The sequence below is a fragment of the Pseudomonas sp. MF09150 genome, from assembly GCF_059862355.1.
Map to the genome: position 1 here is coordinate 512,650 of NZ_JCBCUS010000006.1, position 20,586 is coordinate 533,235.

The 20,586-nt window shown below is 64.2% G+C and carries 19 protein-coding genes; 11 read left to right on the forward strand and 8 right to left on the reverse strand.

All coding sequences use genetic code 11. The features are described 5' to 3' along the window. Nucleotides 1–40: 40 nt before the first annotated feature. Nucleotides 41–1,222 (reverse strand): fumarylacetoacetate hydrolase family protein, encoded by a 1,182-nt coding sequence (locus AC19YX_RS23575; protein ID WP_078469094.1) that lies wholly within the window; start codon nt 1,220–1,222, stop codon nt 41–43. A 113-nt stretch (nt 1,223–1,335) separates the two neighbouring features. Here AC19YX_RS23575 and AC19YX_RS23580 point away from each other — a divergent pair, with 113 nt between their 5' ends. From AC19YX_RS23580 to AC19YX_RS23610, 7 genes are all read left to right on the forward strand, one after another. Continuing rightward, entirely contained in the window at nt 1,336–2,286 is a 951-nt protein-coding gene (locus tag AC19YX_RS23580; protein WP_078469095.1) for a LysR family transcriptional regulator, read from the forward strand. A gap of 128 nt (nt 2,287–2,414) precedes the next feature. Continuing rightward, entirely contained in the window at nt 2,415–3,995 is a 1,581-nt protein-coding gene (locus tag AC19YX_RS23585; RefSeq protein WP_500607160.1) for an aldehyde dehydrogenase (NADP(+)), read from the forward strand. 89 nt (nt 3,996–4,084) lie between these two features. Further along, entirely contained in the window at nt 4,085–5,467 is a 1,383-nt protein-coding gene (locus AC19YX_RS23590) for an MFS transporter (protein WP_421546633.1), read from the forward strand. After that, nucleotides 5,464–6,204 (forward strand): SDR family oxidoreductase, encoded by a 741-nt coding sequence (locus AC19YX_RS23595; protein WP_078469098.1) that lies wholly within the window; start codon nt 5,464–5,466, stop codon nt 6,202–6,204. The genes AC19YX_RS23590 and AC19YX_RS23595 overlap by 4 nt, the downstream gene beginning before the upstream one ends. A gap of 40 nt (nt 6,205–6,244) precedes the next feature. Continuing rightward, nucleotides 6,245–7,093 (forward strand): ureidoglycolate lyase, encoded by an 849-nt coding sequence (locus tag AC19YX_RS23600; RefSeq protein ID WP_500607161.1) that lies wholly within the window; start codon nt 6,245–6,247, stop codon nt 7,091–7,093. Nucleotides 7,094–7,178: 85 nt separating this feature from the next. Beyond that, complete coding sequence (locus AC19YX_RS23605) at nt 7,179–7,967, forward strand: hypothetical protein (protein WP_500607162.1); 789 nt, start codon at nt 7,179–7,181, stop codon at nt 7,965–7,967. 84 nt (nt 7,968–8,051) lie between these two features. Next, nucleotides 8,052–8,753, forward strand: coding sequence for a hypothetical protein (locus AC19YX_RS23610; RefSeq protein WP_500607163.1), 702 nt, complete (start codon nt 8,052–8,054; stop codon nt 8,751–8,753). A gap of 124 nt (nt 8,754–8,877) precedes the next feature. Here the strand turns inward: AC19YX_RS23610 and AC19YX_RS23615 are convergent, their stop codons facing one another. Further along, nucleotides 8,878–11,118 carry an ATP-binding protein gene (locus AC19YX_RS23615; RefSeq protein ID WP_500607164.1) on the reverse strand — a complete coding sequence of 747 codons (2,241 nt, stop codon included), beginning with the start codon at nt 11,116–11,118 and terminating at the stop codon, nt 8,878–8,880. Then, nucleotides 11,115–11,729 carry a biliverdin-producing heme oxygenase gene (locus tag AC19YX_RS23620; RefSeq protein WP_078469105.1) on the reverse strand — a complete coding sequence of 205 codons (615 nt, stop codon included), beginning with the start codon at nt 11,727–11,729 and terminating at the stop codon, nt 11,115–11,117. Before AC19YX_RS23620 ends, AC19YX_RS23615 begins: the two co-directional genes overlap by 4 nt. Before the next feature lie 61 nt (nt 11,730–11,790). Here AC19YX_RS23620 and AC19YX_RS23625 point away from each other — a divergent pair, with 61 nt between their 5' ends. Further along, nucleotides 11,791–11,919 carry a hypothetical protein gene (locus AC19YX_RS23625; RefSeq protein ID WP_500607165.1) on the forward strand — a complete coding sequence of 43 codons (129 nt, stop codon included), beginning with the start codon at nt 11,791–11,793 and terminating at the stop codon, nt 11,917–11,919. Between the two features lie 33 nt (nt 11,920–11,952). Here the strand turns inward: AC19YX_RS23625 and AC19YX_RS23630 are convergent, their stop codons facing one another. Then, entirely contained in the window at nt 11,953–12,324 is a 372-nt protein-coding gene (locus AC19YX_RS23630; RefSeq protein WP_500607166.1) for a hypothetical protein, read from the reverse strand. Nucleotides 12,325–12,591: 267 nt separating this feature from the next. Here AC19YX_RS23630 and AC19YX_RS23635 point away from each other — a divergent pair, with 267 nt between their 5' ends. Beyond that, nucleotides 12,592–13,140 carry a glyoxalase superfamily protein gene (locus AC19YX_RS23635; protein WP_500607167.1) on the forward strand — a complete coding sequence of 183 codons (549 nt, stop codon included), beginning with the start codon at nt 12,592–12,594 and terminating at the stop codon, nt 13,138–13,140. A 92-nt stretch (nt 13,141–13,232) separates the two neighbouring features. On the opposite strand, the gene AC19YX_RS23640 is transcribed toward AC19YX_RS23635, so the two are convergent. Beyond that, entirely contained in the window at nt 13,233–14,624 is a 1,392-nt protein-coding gene (locus tag AC19YX_RS23640; RefSeq protein WP_500607168.1) for an aldehyde dehydrogenase family protein, read from the reverse strand. A gap of 100 nt (nt 14,625–14,724) precedes the next feature. Between AC19YX_RS23640 and ptrR the strand changes: the two genes are divergently transcribed. Further along, the gene (gene ptrR, locus AC19YX_RS23645) at nt 14,725–15,603 is read left to right on the forward strand and encodes a putrescine utilization regulator PtrR (protein ID WP_078469154.1); all 879 of its coding nucleotides are present in this window, start codon (nt 14,725–14,727) and stop codon (nt 15,601–15,603) included. Between the two features lie 69 nt (nt 15,604–15,672). Here the strand turns inward: ptrR and AC19YX_RS23650 are convergent, their stop codons facing one another. The 3 genes from AC19YX_RS23650 to AC19YX_RS23660 form a co-directional block, all read right to left on the reverse strand. After that, entirely contained in the window at nt 15,673–16,134 is a 462-nt protein-coding gene (locus AC19YX_RS23650; protein WP_078469111.1) for a YbaK/EbsC family protein, read from the reverse strand. Between the two features lie 149 nt (nt 16,135–16,283). Further along, on the reverse strand, nt 16,284–17,366 hold the full coding sequence (gene ada / locus AC19YX_RS23655; RefSeq protein ID WP_500607169.1) for a bifunctional DNA-binding transcriptional regulator/O6-methylguanine-DNA methyltransferase Ada: 1,083 nt from the start codon (nt 17,364–17,366) through the stop codon (nt 16,284–16,286). A gap of 87 nt (nt 17,367–17,453) precedes the next feature. Beyond that, nucleotides 17,454–18,113 (reverse strand): DNA-3-methyladenine glycosylase family protein, encoded by a 660-nt coding sequence (locus AC19YX_RS23660; protein ID WP_500607170.1) that lies wholly within the window; start codon nt 18,111–18,113, stop codon nt 17,454–17,456. 291 nt (nt 18,114–18,404) lie between these two features. On the opposite strand from AC19YX_RS23660, the gene AC19YX_RS23665 reads away from it, so the two are divergent. Continuing rightward, nucleotides 18,405–20,483 (forward strand): type VI secretion system Vgr family protein, encoded by a 2,079-nt coding sequence (locus tag AC19YX_RS23665; protein ID WP_500607171.1) that lies wholly within the window; start codon nt 18,405–18,407, stop codon nt 20,481–20,483. Nucleotides 20,484–20,586: the final 103 nt, after the last annotated feature.

Here is a 20,586-nt window from a genome sequence, read left to right on the forward strand (position 1 = left end):
TCTCTCTTGTAATTGGGATGAATCGATACCGGCGGCGGCCTCAGCGGGCGAGCAGGCCGCGCGCGGCCAGGTTGCGCAGCAGGGCGCTCAGGCCAAAGGTCCAGGGCGCGGCCTCGCTGCTGTGGGTCACCTGATTGTGCAGGCTGCCCAGCAACGGGCTGCTGATGCTGACCTGGTCTCCCAGCTTGTGGGTGAAACCGCCGCCGACGTGATCACGGTCCTCGGTCGGGGCGAACAGGGTACCGAGAAACAGCAGGAAGCCGTCGGGGTATTGGTGATTGGCGTTCAGAGTCTGCTGCACCAGGTCCTGGGGATCGCGGCTGATCTGGTCCATGGAGCTGGAGCCCTGGATCCGGTAGCCATCTTCGCCCCGCACCTCAAGGTCGACCACGCAGCGGCGCACGTCATCCAGGCTGAAGCCTTCATCGAACAGACGAATGAACGGCCCGATCGCGCAGGACGCATTGTTGTCCTTGGCCTTGCTCAACAGCAGCGCACTGCGCCCCTCGAAGTCCCGCAGGTTGACGTCGTTGCCCAGGGTCGCGCCGTGGATCTGCCCTCGGCTGTTGACCGCCAGCACCACCTCCGGCTCGGGGTTGTTCCATTGCGAGCCGGGGTGGATACCGATCTGGCTGCCGCTGCCGACCGCGGCGAGCACCGGGGCCTTGGTGAAAATTTCCGCATCCGGGCCGATTCCGACTTCCAGGTATTGCGACCACATGCCTTGTTCGATCAGCAGCGCCTTGAGGCGCTGAGCCTGCTCGGAGCCGGGGACGATCGAGCGCAGGTTGTCGCCGATGACCCCGTGGACGATGGCCCGAACCGCTTCGGCCTTGCCCGCATCGCCGCCGGCCTGCTCCTCGATGACCCGCTCAATCATGCTGGCGGCGAAGGTCACGCCGGCGGCCTTGATCACTTGCAGGTCCAGGGGCGGCAACAGGAACGGCTTGCCCGGGTCGCTGCCGGCACCGCTATTGGCCAGCAGCTCGTCGAGGCTGCAGATAAAGGTGCCTGGGGTCTGGCGCAACGCCTCCAGCGGCGAATCCGACTCCAGCAGCTCGCTCAAGGTGGCAAAACGTGCCGACAGATCGAACACGCCGTCGGCACGCAGAGCAATGGCCGATGGGCCGGCGATGGCTCCCGGGACCCAGGCGCGGCCGATCAGGGTGCCGCTCACGCCATCGGCGGGCAGGGTGTTGTGTGGGGTAAGCAATATCGACATGACGACTATTCCAGGTCCGTAAAGCCTTCACGCTAGGGCTGGCGGTCGATAAACTCCAATGACATATTTTCAATTATCGATAACGTACGGTTATTGTTTTGCGGGGGAGTGTCATGTCGGACCTGTCATTTTCAAGCTTCTGCGGTTGGCTCAAATTCAGGCATTTGCTGCTGATCGACACCCTGGGACGCACGCGCAACATGCACCTCGCGGCGCAGCAGATGAACCTCAGCCAGCCGGCCATCAGCAAGATGCTCAAGGAAATCGAGAGTCTGCTGGGCTTCGCCCTGTTCGAACGCCAGCCGCGTAGCATGCCGCCCACTGCCCTGGGCGAGCACGTGGTGCGGTATGCGCAGATTGCCCTCAATGATGCCCGGGCCTTTGTCGGGCAGATCAGCAGCCTGCGCGAAGGCGGCCACGGCCATCTCAAGGTCGGCGGGATTTTTGCCGCGACCGCGATCGCGCTGCCCGAGGCCATATTGCAGATCAAGCAGCGCTGGCCGTTGCTGTCGATCGAAGTGGTGGAACAGACCAGTAACCACTTGATGGAGATGCTCGAAGAGAAAAAGCTCGACCTGGCGGTGGCGCGCTTCACCGAACAAAGCCAGCGCCGGCGCTATGACTTCCAGCCCCTGGCCCCGGAGCCGTTCTGCATCGTGGTCAACAGCCGTCACCCGCTGGCCGAGGCCGGGCCGATCTCGCTGCAGCAACTGGTGGACCTGCCCTGGATCCTGTACCCGGTCGGCACCCCGATTCGCGGGCGCATGGAGCTGGCGTTCGCCGACGCCGGGGTGGAGATGCCGCGCAATACCGTGGACACCATTTCCATGCAGACCTTTCTCCAGGTCCTGCAACGGGGGCCGATGATCGGCATGCTGCCCGATGCCATGGTCAAGCCGCTGCTCGACAGCGGCCAGCTCAGGACCCTGGACACGCCTCTGCACCTGGTGCCCCAGGACTACGGGATCCTGACGCGCAAGGGCGAGCCGCTGGTGGGCGCGGCCTTGGAGTTTGCCGAAATACTCCTGGAAAACGCCCGGCTGACCCGGGAACAGGGCGGTTGAAAGGGCACCGATGAAGCGGCGCTTCCGATAACGAGGCGTTATCGGTTAATCCAAAAATGCCATTGGGAAAGAATCGCGACCGGGCAGTAGAGTACGGACCAGATTTCAATCCGGGTCAGGAGACTGTCATGCCCCAATTGTCCGGTCACAACTTTATCGCCGGCGGCCGCAGCGCCGCTGGCTCGGTGCTGCTGCACAGCGTCGATGCCAGCACCGGCGAAGCGCTGCCGGGTGCTTTCGTCCAGGCCACCCTGGCCGAAGTCGACGCCGCGGCGAATGCCGCTGCCCAGGCCGACCAGCTCTACCGCCACTTGCCGGCCGCGCGCCGCGCCGAATTTCTTGATGCCATCGCCGCCGAGCTGGATGCCCTGGGGGACGATTTCGTGGCCCTGGTGAGCCGTGAAACTGCACTGCCGGCAGGCCGTATCCAAGGGGAAAGGGCGCGCACCAGCGGCCAGATGCGCCTGTTTGCCCAGACCCTGCGCCGGGGTGACTTTTACGCTGCGCGCATCGACCTGCCGCTGCCGGCACGCCAGCCGCTGCCCCGGGTCGACCTGCGGCAATGCCGCTTGGGTGTGGGCCCGGTGGCGGTGTTCGGTGCCAGCAACTTCCCCCTGGCGTTCTCCACCGCCGGCGGCGACACCGCTGCCGCCCTGGCCGCCGGCTGCCCGGTGGTGTTCAAGGCCCACAGCGGGCACATGGCGACCGCCGAGCAGGTGGCTGAAGCGATCGTGCGCGCCGCCGAGAAAACCGGCATGCCGGCCGGGGTGTTCAATATGATTTTCGGCTCCGGGGTCGGCGAAGCACTGGTCAAGCACCCGTTGATCCAGGCCGTGGGTTTTACCGGTTCACTCAAGGGCGGCCGCGCGCTGTGCGATATGGCCGCCGCCCGGCCGCAGCCGATCCCGGTGTTTGCCGAGATGAGCAGCATCAACCCGGTGCTGCTGCTACCCGAAGCGCTGGCGACCCGAGGCGAGCAGATCGCTGCCGAACTCGCCGCTTCGGTGGTGATGGGGGCCGGGCAGTTCTGTACCAACCCGGGGTTGTTGATCGGTATCCGGTCGCCGCAGTTCAGCGCCTTTATCCAGCGCCTGAGCACCCTGATCGGCGAGCAGCCCGGGCAAACCATGCTCAATGCCGGGGGCCTGCGCAGTTATGTGCAGGGCTGCGATGCCTTGCGGGCGCATCCGCAGATCCGCCATCTGGCGGGCGCGGCGCAACAGGGCCAGCAAGCCCGGGCGCAGGTGTTCCAGGCCGATGTCAGCCTGCTGCTGAGCGGCGCCGAACTGCTGCAGGAAGAAGTCTTCGGCCCGGCCACGGTGCTGGTGGAAGTGGCCGACCGCGCCGAGTTGCTGGCGGCCTTGCACGGCCTGCACGGGCAACTGACCGCCACCCTGATCGGCGAGCCGACCGAGCTGGGGCACGCTGGCGAACTGGTGACGTTGCTGGAAAGAAAGGTCGGCCGGGTCCTGGTCAACGGCTACCCGACCGGGGTCGAAGTGTGTGACGCCATGGTCCACGGCGGTCCCTGGCCGGCCACCTCCGATGCCCGAGGCACCTCGGTCGGGACCCTGGCCATCGAGCGTTTCCTGCGCCCGGTGTGCTACCAGAACTTCCCCGACGCCTTGCTCCCCCAGGCTTTGCAGAACAGCAACCCGCTGCACCTGACGCGCCTGGTCAATGGGGAAAATACCAACCAGGCCGTGTAATCCGCTGCACCGCCGGCTGAACGACTCAGCCGGCGCGACCCATTCGATAAAAACAATCAGGCATGTCCACATGCCCAGGGGTTATCTCCATGCAAACCATCTCCGAGCACCTGCCGGCGCAGGCGCAAGCCCGCGAACTGGATTTTGAAGACCGCACCTACCGCAAAGTCATCTGGCGCATCCTGCCGGTGCTGTTGCTGTGCTACATGGCCGCCTACCTGGACCGGGTCAATATCGGCTTTGCCAAGTTGGACATGCTCAACGAGCTGCAATTCAGCAACACCATCTACGCCCTGGGCGCGAGCATGTTCTTCTGGGGCTACTTCCTGTTCGAGGTGCCGAGCAACCTGTTGCTGCATCGCTTCGGCGCGCGCTTCTGGATCGCCCGGATCATGCTCAGTTGGGCGGTGATCTCCATGGCGGTGGCCTACACCGTGCCGCTGGCGGGGCTGTTCGGCATCGAATCGCACACCATGTTCTACGTGCTGCGCTTTTTGCTGGGGATCTGCGAAGCCGGCTTCTTTCCCGGGGTGATCCTGTACCTCAACTACTGGTTTCCAACCCATCGCCAAAGCCGGGTGATGTCCGGGTTCCTGATGGCGATGCCCATCAGCCTGACCCTGGGCGGCATTCTTTCCGGCTGGCTGATGAACAGCATGCAAGGGGTGCAGGGCCTGTCCGGCTGGCAGTGGATGCTGATCATCGAGGGCATTCCGTCGATCATCATGGCGTTCGTGGTCATCGTTTGCCTGGCCGATAACATCGACAAGGCCAAGTGGCTGTCGGCGGCAGAGAAAGCCCTGCTCAAGGCCAATCTGCAAAGCGACAACCAGGGTAAGGCCACCCGCTTGAGCGAGGTGTTTTTCAACCCGCGGGTGTGGTTGCTGGTGCTGATCCTGCTGACCTTCAATACCGGCTTCTACGGCCTGGCGTTCTGGATGCCGTCGATCATCAAGAGCACCGGCATCACCAACAGCCTGCACATCGGCTTGCTCACGGCGATTCCCTATGCCGTGGCCACGGTGGCGATGCTGCTCAATGCACGGCATTCCAACCGTACCGGCGAGCGCCGGCTGCACGCGGCGATCCCGGCTTTTATCGGCGGTGTGGGGCTGATCCTCAGTGCGTTTTTTGCCGACAACCTGCTGCTCTCGGTGTTGTTCCTGAGTGTCGCCGCCTCCGGGATCCTGAGCCTGATGCCGATTTTCTGGACCCTGCCGGGCACTGTGTTGTCCGGGGTCGCGGCGGCTGCCGGGATCGGCATGATCAATGCCATCGGCAACCTCTCGGGTTTTACCGGCTCGATGATCACGGCCGTGGCGGAAAACCTCACCGGCAATATCAACAACGGCACCTACGTCCTGGCCCTGTGCCTGTTTGTCAGCGGCGGGCTGATCCTGGCGATCCCCGCTGCCATGCTGGGGCGCAAGGCCAAGGCCGCTGATGCCACTGCGAAGGTGGAAGGCCGATGAACATGCGCGACAAACGGGTCCTGGTCACAGCGGCCGGGCAGGGCATAGGCCGGGCCAGCGCCCTGGCCTTTGCCGAGGCAGGCGCCGAAGTGTTTGCCAGCGACATCGATATCGACAGCCTGCACGGCATCGACGGCGTGACCCCGCTGCTGCTGGATGTGACCTCAAGCAGCGCCATCGCTGACGCCTGCCAGCGTATCGGTGGCCTGGACGTGCTGTTCAATTGCGCAGGTTATGTGCACAGCGGCAGCATCCTTGAGTGCGACGAAGCGGCCTGGGCGCGCTCGATGGAGATCAATGCCAGCGCCATGTACCGGGTGATTCGCGCCTTTTTGCCGGGCATGCTGGAGCGCGGCGGCGGTTCGATCATCAACATGGCGTCGGTGGTGTCCAGCGTCAAAGGCGTGCCCAACCGTTTTGCCTACACCGCGAGCAAGGCCGCGGTGATCGGCCTGACCAAGGCCGTGGCCGCCGACTTTATCGGCCAGGGCATCCGCTGCAACGCCATCTGCCCGGGCACCGTGGAGTCGCCATCGCTGCGTCAGCGGATTGCCGAACAGGCCGCGCAGCAGGGCGTCAGCGAGGCCCAGGTGTATCAGCAGTTCCTGGATCGCCAGCCCATGGGCCGGATCGGCTCTGCCGGCGAAATCGCCCAGTTGGCGCTGTACCTGGGCAGCGATGCATCGGCCTACACCACCGGTGGCGTGCACGTGATCGATGGCGGCATGAGCATCTGAGCCTGGGCTTACCCCTTTTAGAAAAAAGCAGGAGCAGCACATGAAATTATTGCGTTATGGCGAAAAGGGCTCGGAGAAACCGGGACTGCTGGATGCCAACAACCAGATTCGCGACCTCTCGGCCCATGTCACCGATATTGCAGGCGAGACCTTGAGCCCGCAGCGCCTGGCCGCCCTGGCCGCGCTCGACCCCAACAGCCTGCCGCTGGTGGCCGGGCAGCCACGGATCGGCGCTTGCGTCGGCCAGGTCGGCAAGTTTGTCTGCATCGGCCTGAACTACGCCGATCATGCTGCCGAGTCGAACATGGAGGTACCCAAGGAACCGGTGATCTTCAACAAGTGGACCAGCGCCATCTGCGGCCCCAACGACGATGTGCAGATCCCTCGGGGTTCGCGCAAGACCGACTGGGAAGTGGAAATGGGCGTGATCATCGGCACCGGTGGGCGCAACATCGACGAAGCCAACGCCATGCAGCACGTGGCCGGCTACTGCGTGATCAACGATGTGTCCGAGCGCGAATGGCAGCTCGAGCGCGGTGGCACCTGGGACAAGGGCAAGGGCTTCGACACCTTCGGCCCCCTCGGCCCATGGCTGGTGACCCGTGATGAAATCCCCGACCCGCACGTCCTGGACCTGTGGCTGGAGGTCGATGGCCAGCGCTACCAGACCGGCAATACCCGGACCCTGATCTTCAGCGTGCCGCAGCTGATCGCCTACCTCAGCCGCTGCATGAGCCTGCAACCCGGCGATGTGATTTCCACCGGCACCCCGCCCGGGGTCGGCCTGGGCATCAAACCGCAACCGGTGTACCTGCGCCCGGGCCAGACCATGCGCCTGGGCATCAGCGGCCTGGGCGAGCAGCGCCAGCTCACGGTACAGGCGGACTGATTGCGCGGCCTGTTTCAATAGGCCTGGCTCCGGCCTCGCAGCCCCGGTACATTGGCGCCCATTGTCGAACGGGGGGGGAGAGGCTATGGCGCCTGACGGCGAGTTGCGGCTGTTTGCCGTGCCGATGTGCGGCGGGCTGGTGTATGCCGGCGCCAAGGCGTTGGTCCTGGGGCCGAGCGCTGCGGCAGTGTTCTCGGGGTTTTTGTTTGGCAGCGTGATTGCCATTGTCCTGGGGCTCCCCTTGCTGCTGTGGGGGGATCGGCGCTGCCCAGGCTCCAGACTGCGGCACCTGCTCAGCGCGCTGCTCCAGAGCCTGGCGGCCAACCTGCTGCTGGGCCTGCCCTTGGGCACACTTTTGTGGTCGACGCTAGCGGGCGGCCTGGCCCTGGGGCTGTTGTCCAGCCTGGTGCTGTTGGGCATCGAACGCTTGCCCAGCCGCACCCCGGCGCATAGGCGCAGCCCCGGTTCAATCATCGCCGTGCCGCTGTCGGGCGGGCTGACACTGGGCCTGGCGGCGAGCGTATTCATCGAGCACAGCCTGGGCGCTTTCTGCCTGTTCTTCCTGATTGGCGGGCTGCTGGGCATGCTGGTGTGCTGGCCGGTCCTGTGGCTGGTGGAACGTTGCCTGAACACCTCCTGGCGTTACCTGGTCGGCGGGGTTATCAGCAGTGGCCTGATCTGGCTGATGTCCGCGCTGCCCCATTTTCTCGACTATGCCCAGGCCTCCGTGTCTGCCGACTATCCCTGGCCATCACGATTTGGCCAGGGGGCGTTGCTGTTCCTGGCCCTGGGTCTGGTGGCGGGCGGCCTGTGCACCGCGCTCAATGCGCTGTTCGCGCGGCTATGGCGGCGCAAGGACCTGGTGCGCCCCTAGGCCGGGGGCCGGCTTGAGTGGCTGCGACGGCGTACGCTCTGTATCCTGCCCGACCTTCATCGCCGTCCTGCAAGGAAGCCCCCCATGTCTGTTTTTCTCGGCCGTTACGTGCTGCTGGCGTGCCTCTTGCCCCAGGTGTGCCTGGCCGGCGCGGCGTCGATCGATCCCCGGGCAGAAAGCCTCTACCAACAAGCTGTGCCTTATCTGCAACAGGCCAACAGCAAGCTGGAAGCGGTGCCTGCCGACATGCCAACGGCGAGCACCGAGGACAAGCAGCGGGGCTTGCTGCTGATCGACCAGGCCGGCGCCTTGATGCGGCCGGCCATGGGCCTGCTGGAACAGGCCGCTGCGCTGCAACACCCGGTGGCCGAATATCGCCTGGCGCTGATCTACGTGATGCTTTATCCAAGCGAGGAGGTGAAGGCCAAGGCCTGCCCCTTGCTTGAGCACAGCCTGACCCAGGGGTTTGCGCCGGCGGCGCTGGAAATTTCATCCTGGTGCCTGCCATTCACCGACACCCCGCAGTACCAGGCTGCGTTGCATGCCGTGGAGGACGCCATGCCGGCTTACGCGCAGTACTTTCCGCAGCCGGTGGTCGGGCTTGAGTGCCGCCGCGAGCAACCCCAGGGCCTGGCGATGCAGTGGGGCAGCAGCCGCGACTATCAGGCGGAAATCTACCGCCTGCTGGGGGACAGCAACCGCGCGCAACGCCAGGCGTTTTATCAGAAGGCGCTGGACATCAACGATTGCTACAAAGCCAAGCGGCGCATGGCCATTGCTCAATAGGCGGTTGCACCTATTCGGTCGCGGCAAATGCCGGGTGGTACTGCACACGCCCGACCGGCAGCGGGCCACCCAGGACCCCGCAGCGACGCCGGGTCTGGGCACCCGACGACGTGACTGACATTGATCAACTGGTGGTGACCGCACTCCTGGGCACGGTAAAGCGAAACTCGGTCCCGGCCCCGACTTCACTTTCGGCCTCGATCCGCCCGCCATGGGCTTCGACTATGCCCTGGGTGATGTACAGCCCCAGCCCGGTGCCGGTGGGGTTGCCGTCCTTGATGGTCCAGTAGCGGTCGAAGACGTGGGGCAGTTGATCCTGAGGAATGCCTTCGCCGGTATCGCGCACGCTGAACACGATGTCCTCCCCGGAGGACATCGCCACCACGCCGATCTTGCCGCGCCGCGGGGTGAACTTGATGGCGTTGCCCACCAGATTCGACAGCACCTGGAACAGACGCTCCGGGTCGGCGTGGATCGACAGCTGCGGCTCGGCCTGGAAGGAGATCTCGATGTCCTTATCCAGCGCCAACGGCGTGAGCAGGGCCTGGGCTTCTTCGAACATTTCCCCGACTTCCAGCGCTTGCGGCTTGATGGTGTAGCGCCCGGCATCGATTTTCGAGGTGTCGAGCAGGTCTTCGAGCAGGGTGTTCATCCGCCCGGCGGCCTGTTGCATGGTGTCGATGGCGGTCGAGATGCGTCGCGAGGTGTGCGGGCCGTCGGAGCTGAAGGCCTTTTGCATCATGCCGCACAGCATCGAGATCACGGTCATGGGGTTGCGCAGGTCGTGGGAAACCACCGCCACCAGGTCGTCCCGGGCCTGTACCGCGCGCTGTTCGCGCAACACCTGGCGCGCCAGGTCGCTTTCCAGCGCCGAGCGCCGCAGGTCATTGGCGGCGAACAGGTCGCCATGGCTCCACTTGGTGGCGATGCCGGCCATTTCCACTTTCCATATCTCGAACGAGGTCCGCGGACGCAAGCGCAGGCCCGATTCGGAGTCTTCCAGGTTGAGCGGCTTGTTCGGGTCGCCGCTCCAGTTGATGTTTTCCTTCACCTCGGGGCGAAACCACAGCACACCGTTGTCCACCGGCTTGGGCAGGCTCATCGCAAGCACGCCGCTGGCGACCTGGGTAAAGGCGGCGGCAGGCGGGTAGAGCAACGACAGCTGGTGGCTGGAAAACACCTTCTGCGACGACGCTTGCAGCCATTTGTGCAGGACGCGGATGTCATCGGGCTCGGGGCAGTTGCCGTAGCGGTGCAACTGTTTGTCTTCGATGATCGCCACGCCGCCGGCATCGGCCAGCGCCAGCAGCAGCTCCGGTTGTTGGGCCAGGCCGTCGAACACGTTTTCCGTGGAGTCGATCATCGCCTGGTTGAGCAGGGCCAGGGTTTCGACCTTGGCCTCGCGCTGGCGGCTGACTTCCAGCGCTTCCATCGCGCTGATCTGCAACGACAGCACCTGGCCGATGGTCTGGCAGGCGCTGCGCAATTCGTGGGGCACATGCAGTGGCTGGCGATTACCGCAGCTGATCAGGCCCCAGAGCTTGTCGCCCTTGAGCAGCGAGATGCTCATGGAGGACAGCACCCCCATGTTCTTCATGTACTGGCAGTGAATCGGCGACACGCTGCGCAGGTTGGCGAAGCTCAGGTCCAGCGGCTGACCGGTATCCGGGCGCAGCTTGGGCACCAGCGGCACCGGCTGGTAGTCGGCATCGGGGATGATGCGCAACCAGTTGGTGCGGTACAGCTCGCGCGCCTGCTCGGGGATGTCGGAGGCCGGGAAAAACAGGCCCTGGAACACTTCCATGGACGGCGACGAGGCTTCGGCGATCACCTGACCGTGACCTTCTTCCTCGAAGCGATAGATCAGGACCCGGTCATAACCGGTGATGGCCTGGATTTCCTGCACGCTGATTTCATACAGCGCCTGCAGGCTTTTGGCCGCCTGCAGGCGTTGCAGCATTCGCCCCAGGTTGGTGGCCTGGCCCGCGACCTTGGCCGGCTCGGCCTGAACTTCCAGCTCCAGTACCAGCACGCCCTGATGGCGGTGCACGAAACCTTCGAACACACCGCCATTCAGTGAAAAGAACAGCTCGGGTGCTTCCAGTTGGTTATCGTGCTGCGCTGCCAGTTCGACCTGCTGCGTGTACTCGGCGCCGATCAAATGCTCCAACGGCGCGCCCACGCTCTCGTCCGGTGTGCGGCCCAGCAGGGTCTGGACGTTGGCGCTGATCTGCAGTATGCGCAACTCGGGCTCGGCCAGGGTCAACAGCACGCCGTGGGGCTGAATCGCGCCGGGGGTGCGGATGGGTTCGTCATCACAGTTGGCCAGCAGCTCTTCGAAGGCTTTTTTGTCCAATGGGTTCATAGCAGCACCTCCGAGCGGTCAAGCCAGTGTTCAAAAGATGAAAACGTATCCTGGGCGGCGTTCACCGCCTCTTGCCGTGCGTCGGCCTCCAGGGGCCAGGCCCCCAGGTAGTCGGTGAACTCGCGCCAGCGGCGGCCCGTGGCGGCGCCATAGATGTCGAGAAACGCCGCGCCGTTGTCCGCGTCCAGTTGCAAGCGGGCGGCAATCTCGCGCCGCAGGATCTGCCCGCCCAGGGTGGCGCCCTCCAGCACATAGAGCACCCCCAGGCAGGCCTGGACCGAAGGCGTGCCAGGCAGCGACGGACACTGGGGCAGGGCGTCGATGGCGGCGTCATCCAGGCCCAGGGCCAGCAGGTCGCGGCGCAGGGTCGGGGCCTTGAGGCGCTGGTCCAGGCCAAAGTCGGCCGGCACCGCGTCGCTCTGCAGCAGGCGTTGCTCCAGGGGCTGGTAGAAGCCGTAGTAGGCCTTGATCAGGCGTAAATAGTGGGAGTGGCTCAGCAGGGGGGAGAAAAACGGCAGGCGCTTTTCCAGAGCAATGTGTAACGGAGCTGTTCCTGAGCGCAGGTTTTGCAGCAACAACGGAACATCAACGCTACGGACGTTTGATTGCATGTAAGTCAGCTCTAGCGGTCGGGCCTCATCACGGCCATGGGGCGGAGTGGAAGTGGGCTGAATGAACAATATCGCCAGCCGCACAACGGTCCTGCCAAGTGGATACGTTGGTGTTCCACCTGACGATCTGAGTCGCAAGAGTCAAAAAAAATTCCGGGCGCAGTGCAAAAAAATGGCGATTCGCTATTGATGGCGTGGTGCCCTGTGGCGCCAAAGGCAGGGGTCATTCACGGGGGATTTCTTCGATACGGCCGCCGCAGCCGGTAAAGGACAGCTTGTAACCCTGACGGCAGCTTCGCGCCTGTTCGGTGCGAGGGTCGACCGGGGCCGGGCCGCACACTTGCCCTTGGGGCGCGTCTCTTGAGCTGTTGTGCAGGCAACTCTGATAGCTGGCCATCATCGCGTCGTAGATGCCTGTATCGGCCTCCAACTGCTTGCTGGCGCGCTGCTCGCACTGAGCGACATCGGCATCGAGCTTGGCTACGCATTGCCGACCTTCGGCGCTGTCGGGCTGGACATAGCGGTATTGGGTGCAGCCGGACAGGCTGAGCAGGGCGGCGGTGGCGGCGATAACCAGGGGCAGGTGAATAGGCACGGGGCAGGGTCCGTCTGAAAAAGGGCTCGATCTATGACCCTGGACCGGGCATTCGGTTCTGCGCGTCTGCCAGGGCCAGGCTCCTGCTGCGCCCTCGCCACCGGGCGCAGGCTTGGGTATGATCGTCGCCGGCCGCTGCTGCCCGCCGCTCGCTCCCGCACAAGGGAAAGGTGAAAGCATGTGTTGTTGTTCCCAATCCTATCGCCACTCTTGAGAGTCGAGGTTTGGCAATGCGAGCACCGAAATGCCTCGATCACAGGAGCAACGATGTTTTCGATCGATCAAGCCAAACAGATGGCCAAGCGGCTGCGTGCCTCGCTGGAGACGCGCGATCAAGTGGTGTCTCACTCCGCCGCGCTGGAACTGGTGGCGCAGCAACTGGGCTACAAGGACTGGAACACCGCGGCGGCGCTGCTGCCCGAGCGAACCGCCCACGCCCAGCCAGCCACTGCGCCTGCCATAACGTTCGACAAACCCATCCCCATCCTGCGCATGTTCGATGAAGCCAAGGCCCGGGAGTTCTACCTGGATTTCCTGGGCTTCGGCGTCGAATTCGAGCACCGCTTCGAAGCCGATCTGCCGCTGTACCTGGGCCTCAGCCGCGACGGCCTGCAACTGCACCTGTCCGAGCACCACGGCGATGCCAGCCCGGGTTCGACCGTATTTGTGCCAATGCACAATATCGAGCTGCTGCGTGACGAACTGCTGGCCAAGCGTTACGGCTACGGGCGCCCGCAGATTGTCCAGCAGGGCTGGGGCCAGGTGCTGGAAGTCTATGATCCGTTCGGTAACCGCATCCGCTTCTGTCAAAGCTGATGGCCCTGGCCCAACCCGAGGCCTGATCGCCGGCCAGGATCCTTTCGGCAGTGCCCGCCCGTAAGCCAAGGCTTACGGGCGGGTTGCGGCCCTCAGTTGCGGTCCAGCCACACCGTCTGTGCATTGCAGAATTCGCGTACGCCGAAGTGCGACAGTTCGCGACCAAAACCGCTTCTTTTCACCCCGCCAAAGGTCACCCGTGGATCGCTGGCGCAGTAGCCATTGATAAACACGCCGCCGGTTTCCAGGTGCTGGGCGAAGTACTCGGCCACCTCCAGGTTGGCGGTGTAGACGGTGGAGGCCAGGCCGAACTCGCTGTCGTTGGCCAGGGCCAGGGCGTGCTCGGCATCGCGGGCGGTGATGATCGAGGCCACCGGGCCGAACAGCTCCTGCTTGAACGAGGTCATCTGGTCGGTGACATCGGCCAGCACCGTGGCCGGGTAGAAGTTGCCGGCACCTTCGGCCTTGGCGCCGCCGAGCAGCAGGGTCGCGCCTTCTTCCAGGGTGTCGCGCACTTGCTGGTCCAGTTCGTCACGCAGGTCAAAACGCGCCATGGGGCCGATGTAGGTGTCGGCGGCCAGGGGATCGCCCACGGCCAGCAGGCGAGTGGCGTCGACGAACTTGCGGGTGAATTCCTCGACCACCCCTTGTTCGACGATCAGCCGCTTGGCCGCTGCGCAGACTTGCCCGGTGTTCTGGTAACGGCCGATCACCGCGGCTTTGACGGCAGCATCGAGGTCGGCGTCGTTGAGCACGATAAACGGATCGGAGCCGCCCAGTTCCAGCACGCATTTTTTCAGCGCGGCACCCGCCTGGGCGCCGATGGCGATGCCGGCGCGGACGCTGCCGGTGAGAGTCACGGCGGCGATGCGGCGGTCAGTGATGGCACTGGAGACGCCGTCCGGGGTGACGTTGAGCACTTCAAACACACCCTCGGCGAAGCCCGCGCGCTGGAAAGCATCGCGCAGCAAATAGGCGCTGCCCATGACATTCGGTGCGTGCTTGAGCACGTAAGTGTTGCCGGCGATCAGGGCCGGTACCGCGCCACGCAGCACTTGCCAGATCGGGAAGTTCCACGGCATCACCGCCAGGATCGGCCCCAGCGGGCGGTATTCGATCCGCGCCTTGCCGCCTTCGACCAGGGTCGGTTCGGCGCTGAGCATGCCCGGGCCCTGGGCCGCATACCACTCGCAGAGCTGGGCGCATTTTTCAATTTCGCCACGGGCCTGGGTGATCGGCTTGCCCATTTCCCGGGTGATCATGCTCGCCATCTGTTGCGCGTCGTTGCGCAGCTCAGCGGCCAAGGCCAGCAGCGCGGCGGCCCGTTGCGCCACCGGGGTGTTGCGCCACAGGCTGAACCCCGACGCGGCGCGCGCCAGTGTCGCTTCCTGGGCCTGGGCCGATTCAAAGGGGTAGTGGCCGATCTGTTCGCCGGTGGCGGGGTTGATCGAGATGGCGTGGGTGACGCTGGAAACCTGAGTCATGGCACCGTCCTGCTGGGTGGGGATGGGCGCAGGTTACGGTGGCGTTTGTTTTCTGGAAACTGAATAATACTGAGTCTTTCGTTCACGTTTGGAGAATGCCGTGGATCTGGTACAGCTGGAAATCTTCAAGGCCGTGGCCGAGCACGGCAGCATCAGCGCCGCTGCGGCGCAGATCCACCGGGTGCCGTCGAACCTGACCACGCGCATCAAGCAACTGGAGCAGGACCTGGGGGTCGACCTGTTTATCCGCGAGAAAAGCCGCCTGCGCCTGTCGCCGGCCGGCTGGAGTTTTCTCGACTACGCCCGGCGCATCCTCGACCTGGTGCAAGAGGCCCGGGCCACGGTGGCCGGCGAAGAGCCCCAGGGCTCGTTTTCCCTGGGCTCCCTGGAAAGCACGGCGGCGGTGCGGATCCCCGGGTTGCTGGCGGCCTACAACCAGCGTTACGCCAAAGTTGAACTGGACCTGTCCACCGGCCCCTCCGGGACCATGATCGACGGCGTACTGGCAGGGCGCCTGGCGGCGGCTTTTGTCGACGGCCCGGTGCTGCACCCGGCCCTGGAAGGCGTGCCGGCGTTCGAAGAGGAAATGGTGCTGATCGCGCCGCTGCACCACCGGCCGATCCAGCGCGCCCGAGAGGTGAACGGCGAAAACATCTACGCCTTTCGCGCCAACTGCTCGTACCGGCATCACTTCGAACGCTGGTTCACCCAGGACGCGGCAGTGCCGGGGAAGATTTTCGAAATGGAGTCCTACCACGGCATGCTCGCCTGCGTCAGCGCCGGTGCCGGCCTGGCGCTGATGCCGCGCAGCATGCTCGAAAGCATGCCCGGGTGCAGCACCGTGAGCATCTGGCCGCTGTCGGAAGCCTTTCGCTACTTGCGCACCTGGCTGGTGTGGCGCCGGGGCACGGTCTCGCAAAGCCTGACCATGTTCGTGCGCTTGCTGGAGGAACGCGGGGTGGTGCAGCCCCAGGCTTGATCGAAGGGTGTGTTCAGCCCGCCGGACTACAGGCTTTCCATGCCATTCTCGGTCCTTGACGTTGGAGGGTCAGGCCTGGGCCACGTCGACCCATTGCGCGCTGACCAGTTGCGCCATGCGCAGCGGGCAGATGCGTACCGCAGCGTTGGTCGCACCGCCGGCGGGCAGCACTTCATCGAATTGCTTGAGCGACACATCGCAATACACCGCGACGGTGTCCGGCACGCCGAACGGGCAGACGCCACCTACCGGGTGGCTGGTATGGGCCTGCACTTCGCTGGCGTCGAGCATCTTGGCCTTGACCCCGAAGTGGCTCTTGAATTTCTTGTTATCCAGGCGTGCGTCGCCACGGGTCACGATCAGGATGACCTGGTCGTTGACCCGCAGCGACAGGGTCTTGGCGATTTGCCCCGGTTCGACATTGTGCGCGCTGGCGGCGAGGGCGACGGTGGCGGTGCTTTCTTCGAGCTCGATGACCGAGAGGTCGGAAGCGTTTGCGGCGAGAAAGTGTTTAACGGTTTCCAGGCTCATGGCGGCTCCTTGAGCGGTCTGTCAGGGCGGTCCGGGGTGGCGGCAACGCGGCAGGGCGACCCGTGCGGGGCGCGGTCGAGGTCGGTCACCTTAACGGGTGCGGCGGCCATCGTGCCAGTGTTTGTCGGGGACCAGGAGCGCGCGCCGGCTCACTGCGCCTCACGCTCCAGCAGTTGGCGCTTGCGCTCCACGCCCCAGCGGTAGCCCGACAGCTGGCCATCGCTGCGCACCACCCGATGGCAGGGAATGGCCACCGCCAGGCTGTTGGCGCCGCAGGCCTGGGCCACGGCGCGAAAGGCTTTCGGCGCGCCGATGAGCGCGGCGATCTCGGCATAGCTGGCGGTGCTGCCCGGCGGGATGCTGCGCAGGGCCTGCCACACCCGTTCCTGAAACGCGGTGCCGCGCAGGTCCAGGGGCAGGTCGAGGCCGAGGGCCGGGGCCGGGGCCTCGATAAACCCCACGACCTTGGCCACCAATTGCTCGAACTGCCGGTCGCCACCGATCAAGCGCGCCTGGGCAAAGGTGTCTTGCAGTTCCGTGACCAGGGCTTGGGGGTCATCGCCCAGCAAAATGGCGCAGACCCCGCGGTTGCTTTGCGCCACCAGGATGGCCCCCAGCGAGCATTGACCGACGGCGAAGCGAATCTCGGTGTTGGCCCCACCGGCGCGGTACTCGCCAGGCTTCATGCCCAGTACGTCGTTGGAGGATTCATAGAAGCGGCTGTTGGAGTTGAAGCCGGCGTCATACAACGCCTCGGTCACCGAGCCGCCACGTGTCAACTGTTGGCGCATCTTCCTGGCCCGGTGCGCGCTGGCGTAGGCCTTGGGTGTCAACCCGGTGATGGCCTTGAACACCCGGTGGAAGTGATAAGGGCTCAAGCGCAGTTGCTGCGCCAGGGCATTCAGGCTGGGCACAGCCTCGGCCTGCTCGATGAGCTGGCAGGCGCGGGTCACCAGGGCGGCATGCTGCTGCGCGGTGCTGGTCTGATCCGCCGCCGCGCGCCTGCTGGGGCGATAACCTGCAGCTTCGGCCTGCTCGGCAGTATCGAAAAACTCGACGTTGTGCCGCCGTGGCAGGCGCGCTGAGCTGCTGGGGCGGCAGTAGACACCGGTGGTTTTCACCCCGTAGACAAACTTCCCATCGGCGCCTGGGTCGCGGGCCTCAATCGCCAGCCAGCGCCGGTCGTCTTCAGACTCGGCGCCAGGGCTGTGGGGCAGGGTGGGTTGCTTCATGTCGGCTCTCTGGGGTAGGTCAGGTTGCAAGCAGCATAGGCCGATTTCCGGCGTCGAAAACTCCGAGTCTTGCGCTTGAATTGACGCTCAATCCGTGGTGTCCGCGCCCCGGGCCGGGTGTGCCGGAACCCGCCATAAATACCAGGCCGCCACGGTGCGGTAGGGGCTCCAGGCCTGAGCGGTATCGGCCATCTGCTTGCGGGTCAATTGTGCGTCCAGGCCTTGCAGGCGCCGGTAGCCCTCACGCACGCCGAAATCGTCGACGGGCAGGATATCCAGACGTTCCAGGGTGTAGATCAACAACATCTCCACGGTCCACTGGCCCACCCCGCGCAAGGCGACCAGGCGCTCGATCAAGGCTGCATCGGTCATCTGCAGCGCTTGTTCATAGCTGGGGATCACCCCATTTTGCGCCGCTTCGGCCAGGCCCTGGATAGTTGCCAGCTTGCTCGCGGAAAAACCGCAGCCACGCAAGGTGTGTGGATCGGTGGCGATTATCTGTGCCGGGCTGGGGAATGCCTGGCCGGGGTACAGCGCCAGCAGCCGCCCGAGGATCGCGTCGCCGGCCCGGGCATGCAATTGCTGATAGGCAATCGCCCGCACCAGCGCCTGGAAAGGGTCGCGGGTCGGTTTGGGCTGATGCAGGCAGCGGCCCACCCGCTGGATATGGGCGGCCCACTGTGGGTCCAGCGCCGCCAGAAATGCACTGGCGTCGGCATAAGGGTCATCAGTGGCAGCGACGGGCATGGCGGTACCTGAAAAGTCGTGGGTCCAAGGGCTCTTTGCCGGAGCATGGTAGGGGACGCCGGGGTGGGTTGCACTCGGTGTCTTGCGCTTGAACTCCGGGGTGTGGCTAGGGGGATTTTCGGCTCAACAAAGGGAGCCAGGCTCCAGATCAGGTGATTTAAGCGATTTTTCTGTGGGTCTTTTCAGCAAGGTCTCATATCTGCGGGCCATGAAACACGTGCAGGCTTCTGCCGGCTACACCCAGGCATGCCCACTTTTGAGGGCCTGCAATCAGGTTGCCGGGAATAGAGCATGCCAAGCCAATCCGATCTGCGTTTTACCTTCAGTATTGGTAACGAGTCTTTTGACGTTGTTGAGTTCGCGCTCCATGAAGCGCTGTCCGAGACCTTTCATCTTTGCGTCGAACTGAGCAGCGCCAATCCCGCCATCGACTTCGGGCAGGTGCTGGATCGATCGGCGCTGCTGACCCTCTGGCACGGTGAGACGCCCGTGCGCTATGTGCATGGCGCCGTGTCCTCCTTCGTCCAGCACGACAGCGGCTTCAGGCGTACGCGCTATTCGGCAGTGATTGAGCCGCGCTTGGCGCGATTGAAGCTCAGCTCCGACTGGCGCATCTTCCAGACCCTTACCGTGCCGCAGATTACCGAGGCGGTGCTCAAGGCTCACGGGCTGACTCGAGACTACGAACAACGGGTCACCAACGAGCATCTGTCACGTGAGTACTGCGTGCAGGCGGGCGATACGGACTACCACTTTGTCGAACGCATCATGCGCGAGGAAGGGTTCTTTTATTCCTTTCGACACAGTGCCGAAGGCCATCAACTGGTCCACAGCGATCGCCTGTTTATCCACGGGCGGGTGGGGGATGAGCCGGTGCAATACAACCCCGCACCCGGCGGCGATCAGCCTCAACCTGCGTTACGCCGATTCGCCTACAGTGAAAACGTACGCACGGCGCGCCAGACCCAGCGCGACTACACCTTCCACCATCCGCGCTATGGCCATCAGCACAGCCGTGATGGCGTCGATCTCGACCATCAAGGTCGCCAATACGAACGTTACGATTACCCGGCCCGAGCCAAGTTTGATGAGGCCGGCAAGCCCTTCGCTGAAAACCGCCTACGCGGCCACCGCCGCGATGCGCGCATGGCCCTGGTCGAGGGCGATGATCCGCGCCTGCAACCGGGCATTTCCTTCACTCTCGCGGGCCACCCACGGGAAGACATGAACCGAGGCTGGCGCCTGATTAGCATCGTTCACCATGGCAAACAGCACACCAGCCAGGCTGAAGAAAGTGCTGAGGCGCAACTCGGCACTCACTACAGCTACCAAGCCGAACTGGTGCCGGACGACGCCGAATGGCGCGCTGAGCCGCTGCGCAAACCATTGATCGACGGCCCGCAAAACGCCACGGTGGTCGGCCCAAAAAATGAGGAGATATTTACCGACGAATACGGCCGAGTGAAGGTGCAATTCCCCTGGGACCGCGAGGGCAAGCGGGACGAATACAGCTCCTGCTGGATCCGCGTTTCGCAAAACATCTCCGGCGCCACCTGGGGCCATATGGCCATCCCGCGTATCGGTCAGGAGGTTATCGTCGACCATTTCGACGGCGACCCGGACCAACCGATCATCACCGGCCGTACTTATAACCGCCTGCAACTGCCGCCCTACGAACTACCCCGTCATAAGACCCGGATGACGATCAAGAGCAAGACCCACAAAGGCGAAGGCTTCAACGAACTGCGCTTCGAGGACGAAAAGGATCAGGAGGAAATCTACGTCCATGCGCAGAAAGACCAGAACATCCACATCAAGCACGACGAAACCACCTTCGTCGGCCACGACCGCAGCGAACAGGTCGAGCACGACGAAACTGTTTCTATCGGTCACGACCGCAAGGAAAAAGTCGGCAACGACGAACAAGTGAACATCGGCCAAGACCGCCACCACGATATCGGCCAGGACGACACCCTGAGCATCGGCCGTAACCACACAATCCGCACCGGCAAAGACCGCACCGAAGAGGTCGGTAACCACCGCCGCGACAAGACCACGGCCAACCACTGGGTCAGCATCGGCGGGCATCAGGAACACAGCGTGGAAGGCCAATCCGAACTGCAAGCGGGCCAGGCGATTCGCCATCGCTCGCAGGTCATCGAACTACAAGCCGGCGAAGTGATGCGCATACGTGGCCCTGGCGGGACCATCACCTTGCACGATGGCGGCATCACCCTGGACGGCGTCGCCATCAACATCAAGGGGCCGCTGAAACAGCAGGCTGGTGGCAGCGGTTACGCGCTGTCCCTCGATGGTCAGCCAATGCCCGGTCTTCCCTTTGATCCGACCAGCCTGCCACTGTCCGAGTAGCGGCCCGGCCCCAGGAGTGCTCTAGATGCTTGTCAGCTTCCCCTTCCTGCGCAGCGCCGATCTTCAAGAGACAGATACGATCGACGATGGCACCTTCAATCTG

What these genes read in the sequence shown, in the direction of transcription:
- AC19YX_RS23585 (WP_500607160.1), top strand. Translation starts at nt 2,415, where the DNA reads ATGCCCCAATTGTCCGGTCACAACTTTATCGCCGGCGGCCGCAGCGCC.
- AC19YX_RS23650 (WP_078469111.1), bottom strand. Translation starts at nt 16,134, where the DNA reads ATGAGCCTGGAAACCGTTAAACACTTTCTCGCCGCAAACGCTTCCGAC.
- AC19YX_RS23575 (WP_078469094.1), bottom strand. Translation starts at nt 1,222, where the DNA reads ATGTCGATATTGCTTACCCCACACAACACCCTGCCCGCCGATGGCGTG.
- AC19YX_RS23595 (WP_078469098.1), top strand. Translation starts at nt 5,464, where the DNA reads ATGAACATGCGCGACAAACGGGTCCTGGTCACAGCGGCCGGGCAGGGC.
- AC19YX_RS23660 (WP_500607170.1), bottom strand. Translation starts at nt 18,113, where the DNA reads ATGCCCGTCGCTGCCACTGATGACCCTTATGCCGACGCCAGTGCATTT.
- AC19YX_RS23605 (WP_500607162.1), top strand. Translation starts at nt 7,179, where the DNA reads ATGGCGCCTGACGGCGAGTTGCGGCTGTTTGCCGTGCCGATGTGCGGC.
- AC19YX_RS23590 (WP_421546633.1), top strand. Translation starts at nt 4,085, where the DNA reads ATGCAAACCATCTCCGAGCACCTGCCGGCGCAGGCGCAAGCCCGCGAA.
- AC19YX_RS23625 (WP_500607165.1), top strand. Translation starts at nt 11,791, where the DNA reads ATGAACAATATCGCCAGCCGCACAACGGTCCTGCCAAGTGGATACGTT.
- AC19YX_RS23600 (WP_500607161.1), top strand. Translation starts at nt 6,245, where the DNA reads ATGAAATTATTGCGTTATGGCGAAAAGGGCTCGGAGAAACCGGGACTG.
- ada (WP_500607169.1), bottom strand. Translation starts at nt 17,366, where the DNA reads ATGAAGCAACCCACCCTGCCCCACAGCCCTGGCGCCGAGTCTGAAGAC.
- AC19YX_RS23640 (WP_500607168.1), bottom strand. Translation starts at nt 14,624, where the DNA reads ATGACTCAGGTTTCCAGCGTCACCCACGCCATCTCGATCAACCCCGCC.
- AC19YX_RS23615 (WP_500607164.1), bottom strand. Translation starts at nt 11,118, where the DNA reads ATGAACCCATTGGACAAAAAAGCCTTCGAAGAGCTGCTGGCCAACTGT.
- AC19YX_RS23610 (WP_500607163.1), top strand. Translation starts at nt 8,052, where the DNA reads ATGTCTGTTTTTCTCGGCCGTTACGTGCTGCTGGCGTGCCTCTTGCCC.
- AC19YX_RS23665 (WP_500607171.1), top strand. Translation starts at nt 18,405, where the DNA reads ATGCCAAGCCAATCCGATCTGCGTTTTACCTTCAGTATTGGTAACGAG.
- AC19YX_RS23620 (WP_078469105.1), bottom strand. Translation starts at nt 11,729, where the DNA reads ATGCAATCAAACGTCCGTAGCGTTGATGTTCCGTTGTTGCTGCAAAAC.
- AC19YX_RS23580 (WP_078469095.1), top strand. Translation starts at nt 1,336, where the DNA reads ATGTCGGACCTGTCATTTTCAAGCTTCTGCGGTTGGCTCAAATTCAGG.
- AC19YX_RS23635 (WP_500607167.1), top strand. Translation starts at nt 12,592, where the DNA reads ATGTTTTCGATCGATCAAGCCAAACAGATGGCCAAGCGGCTGCGTGCC.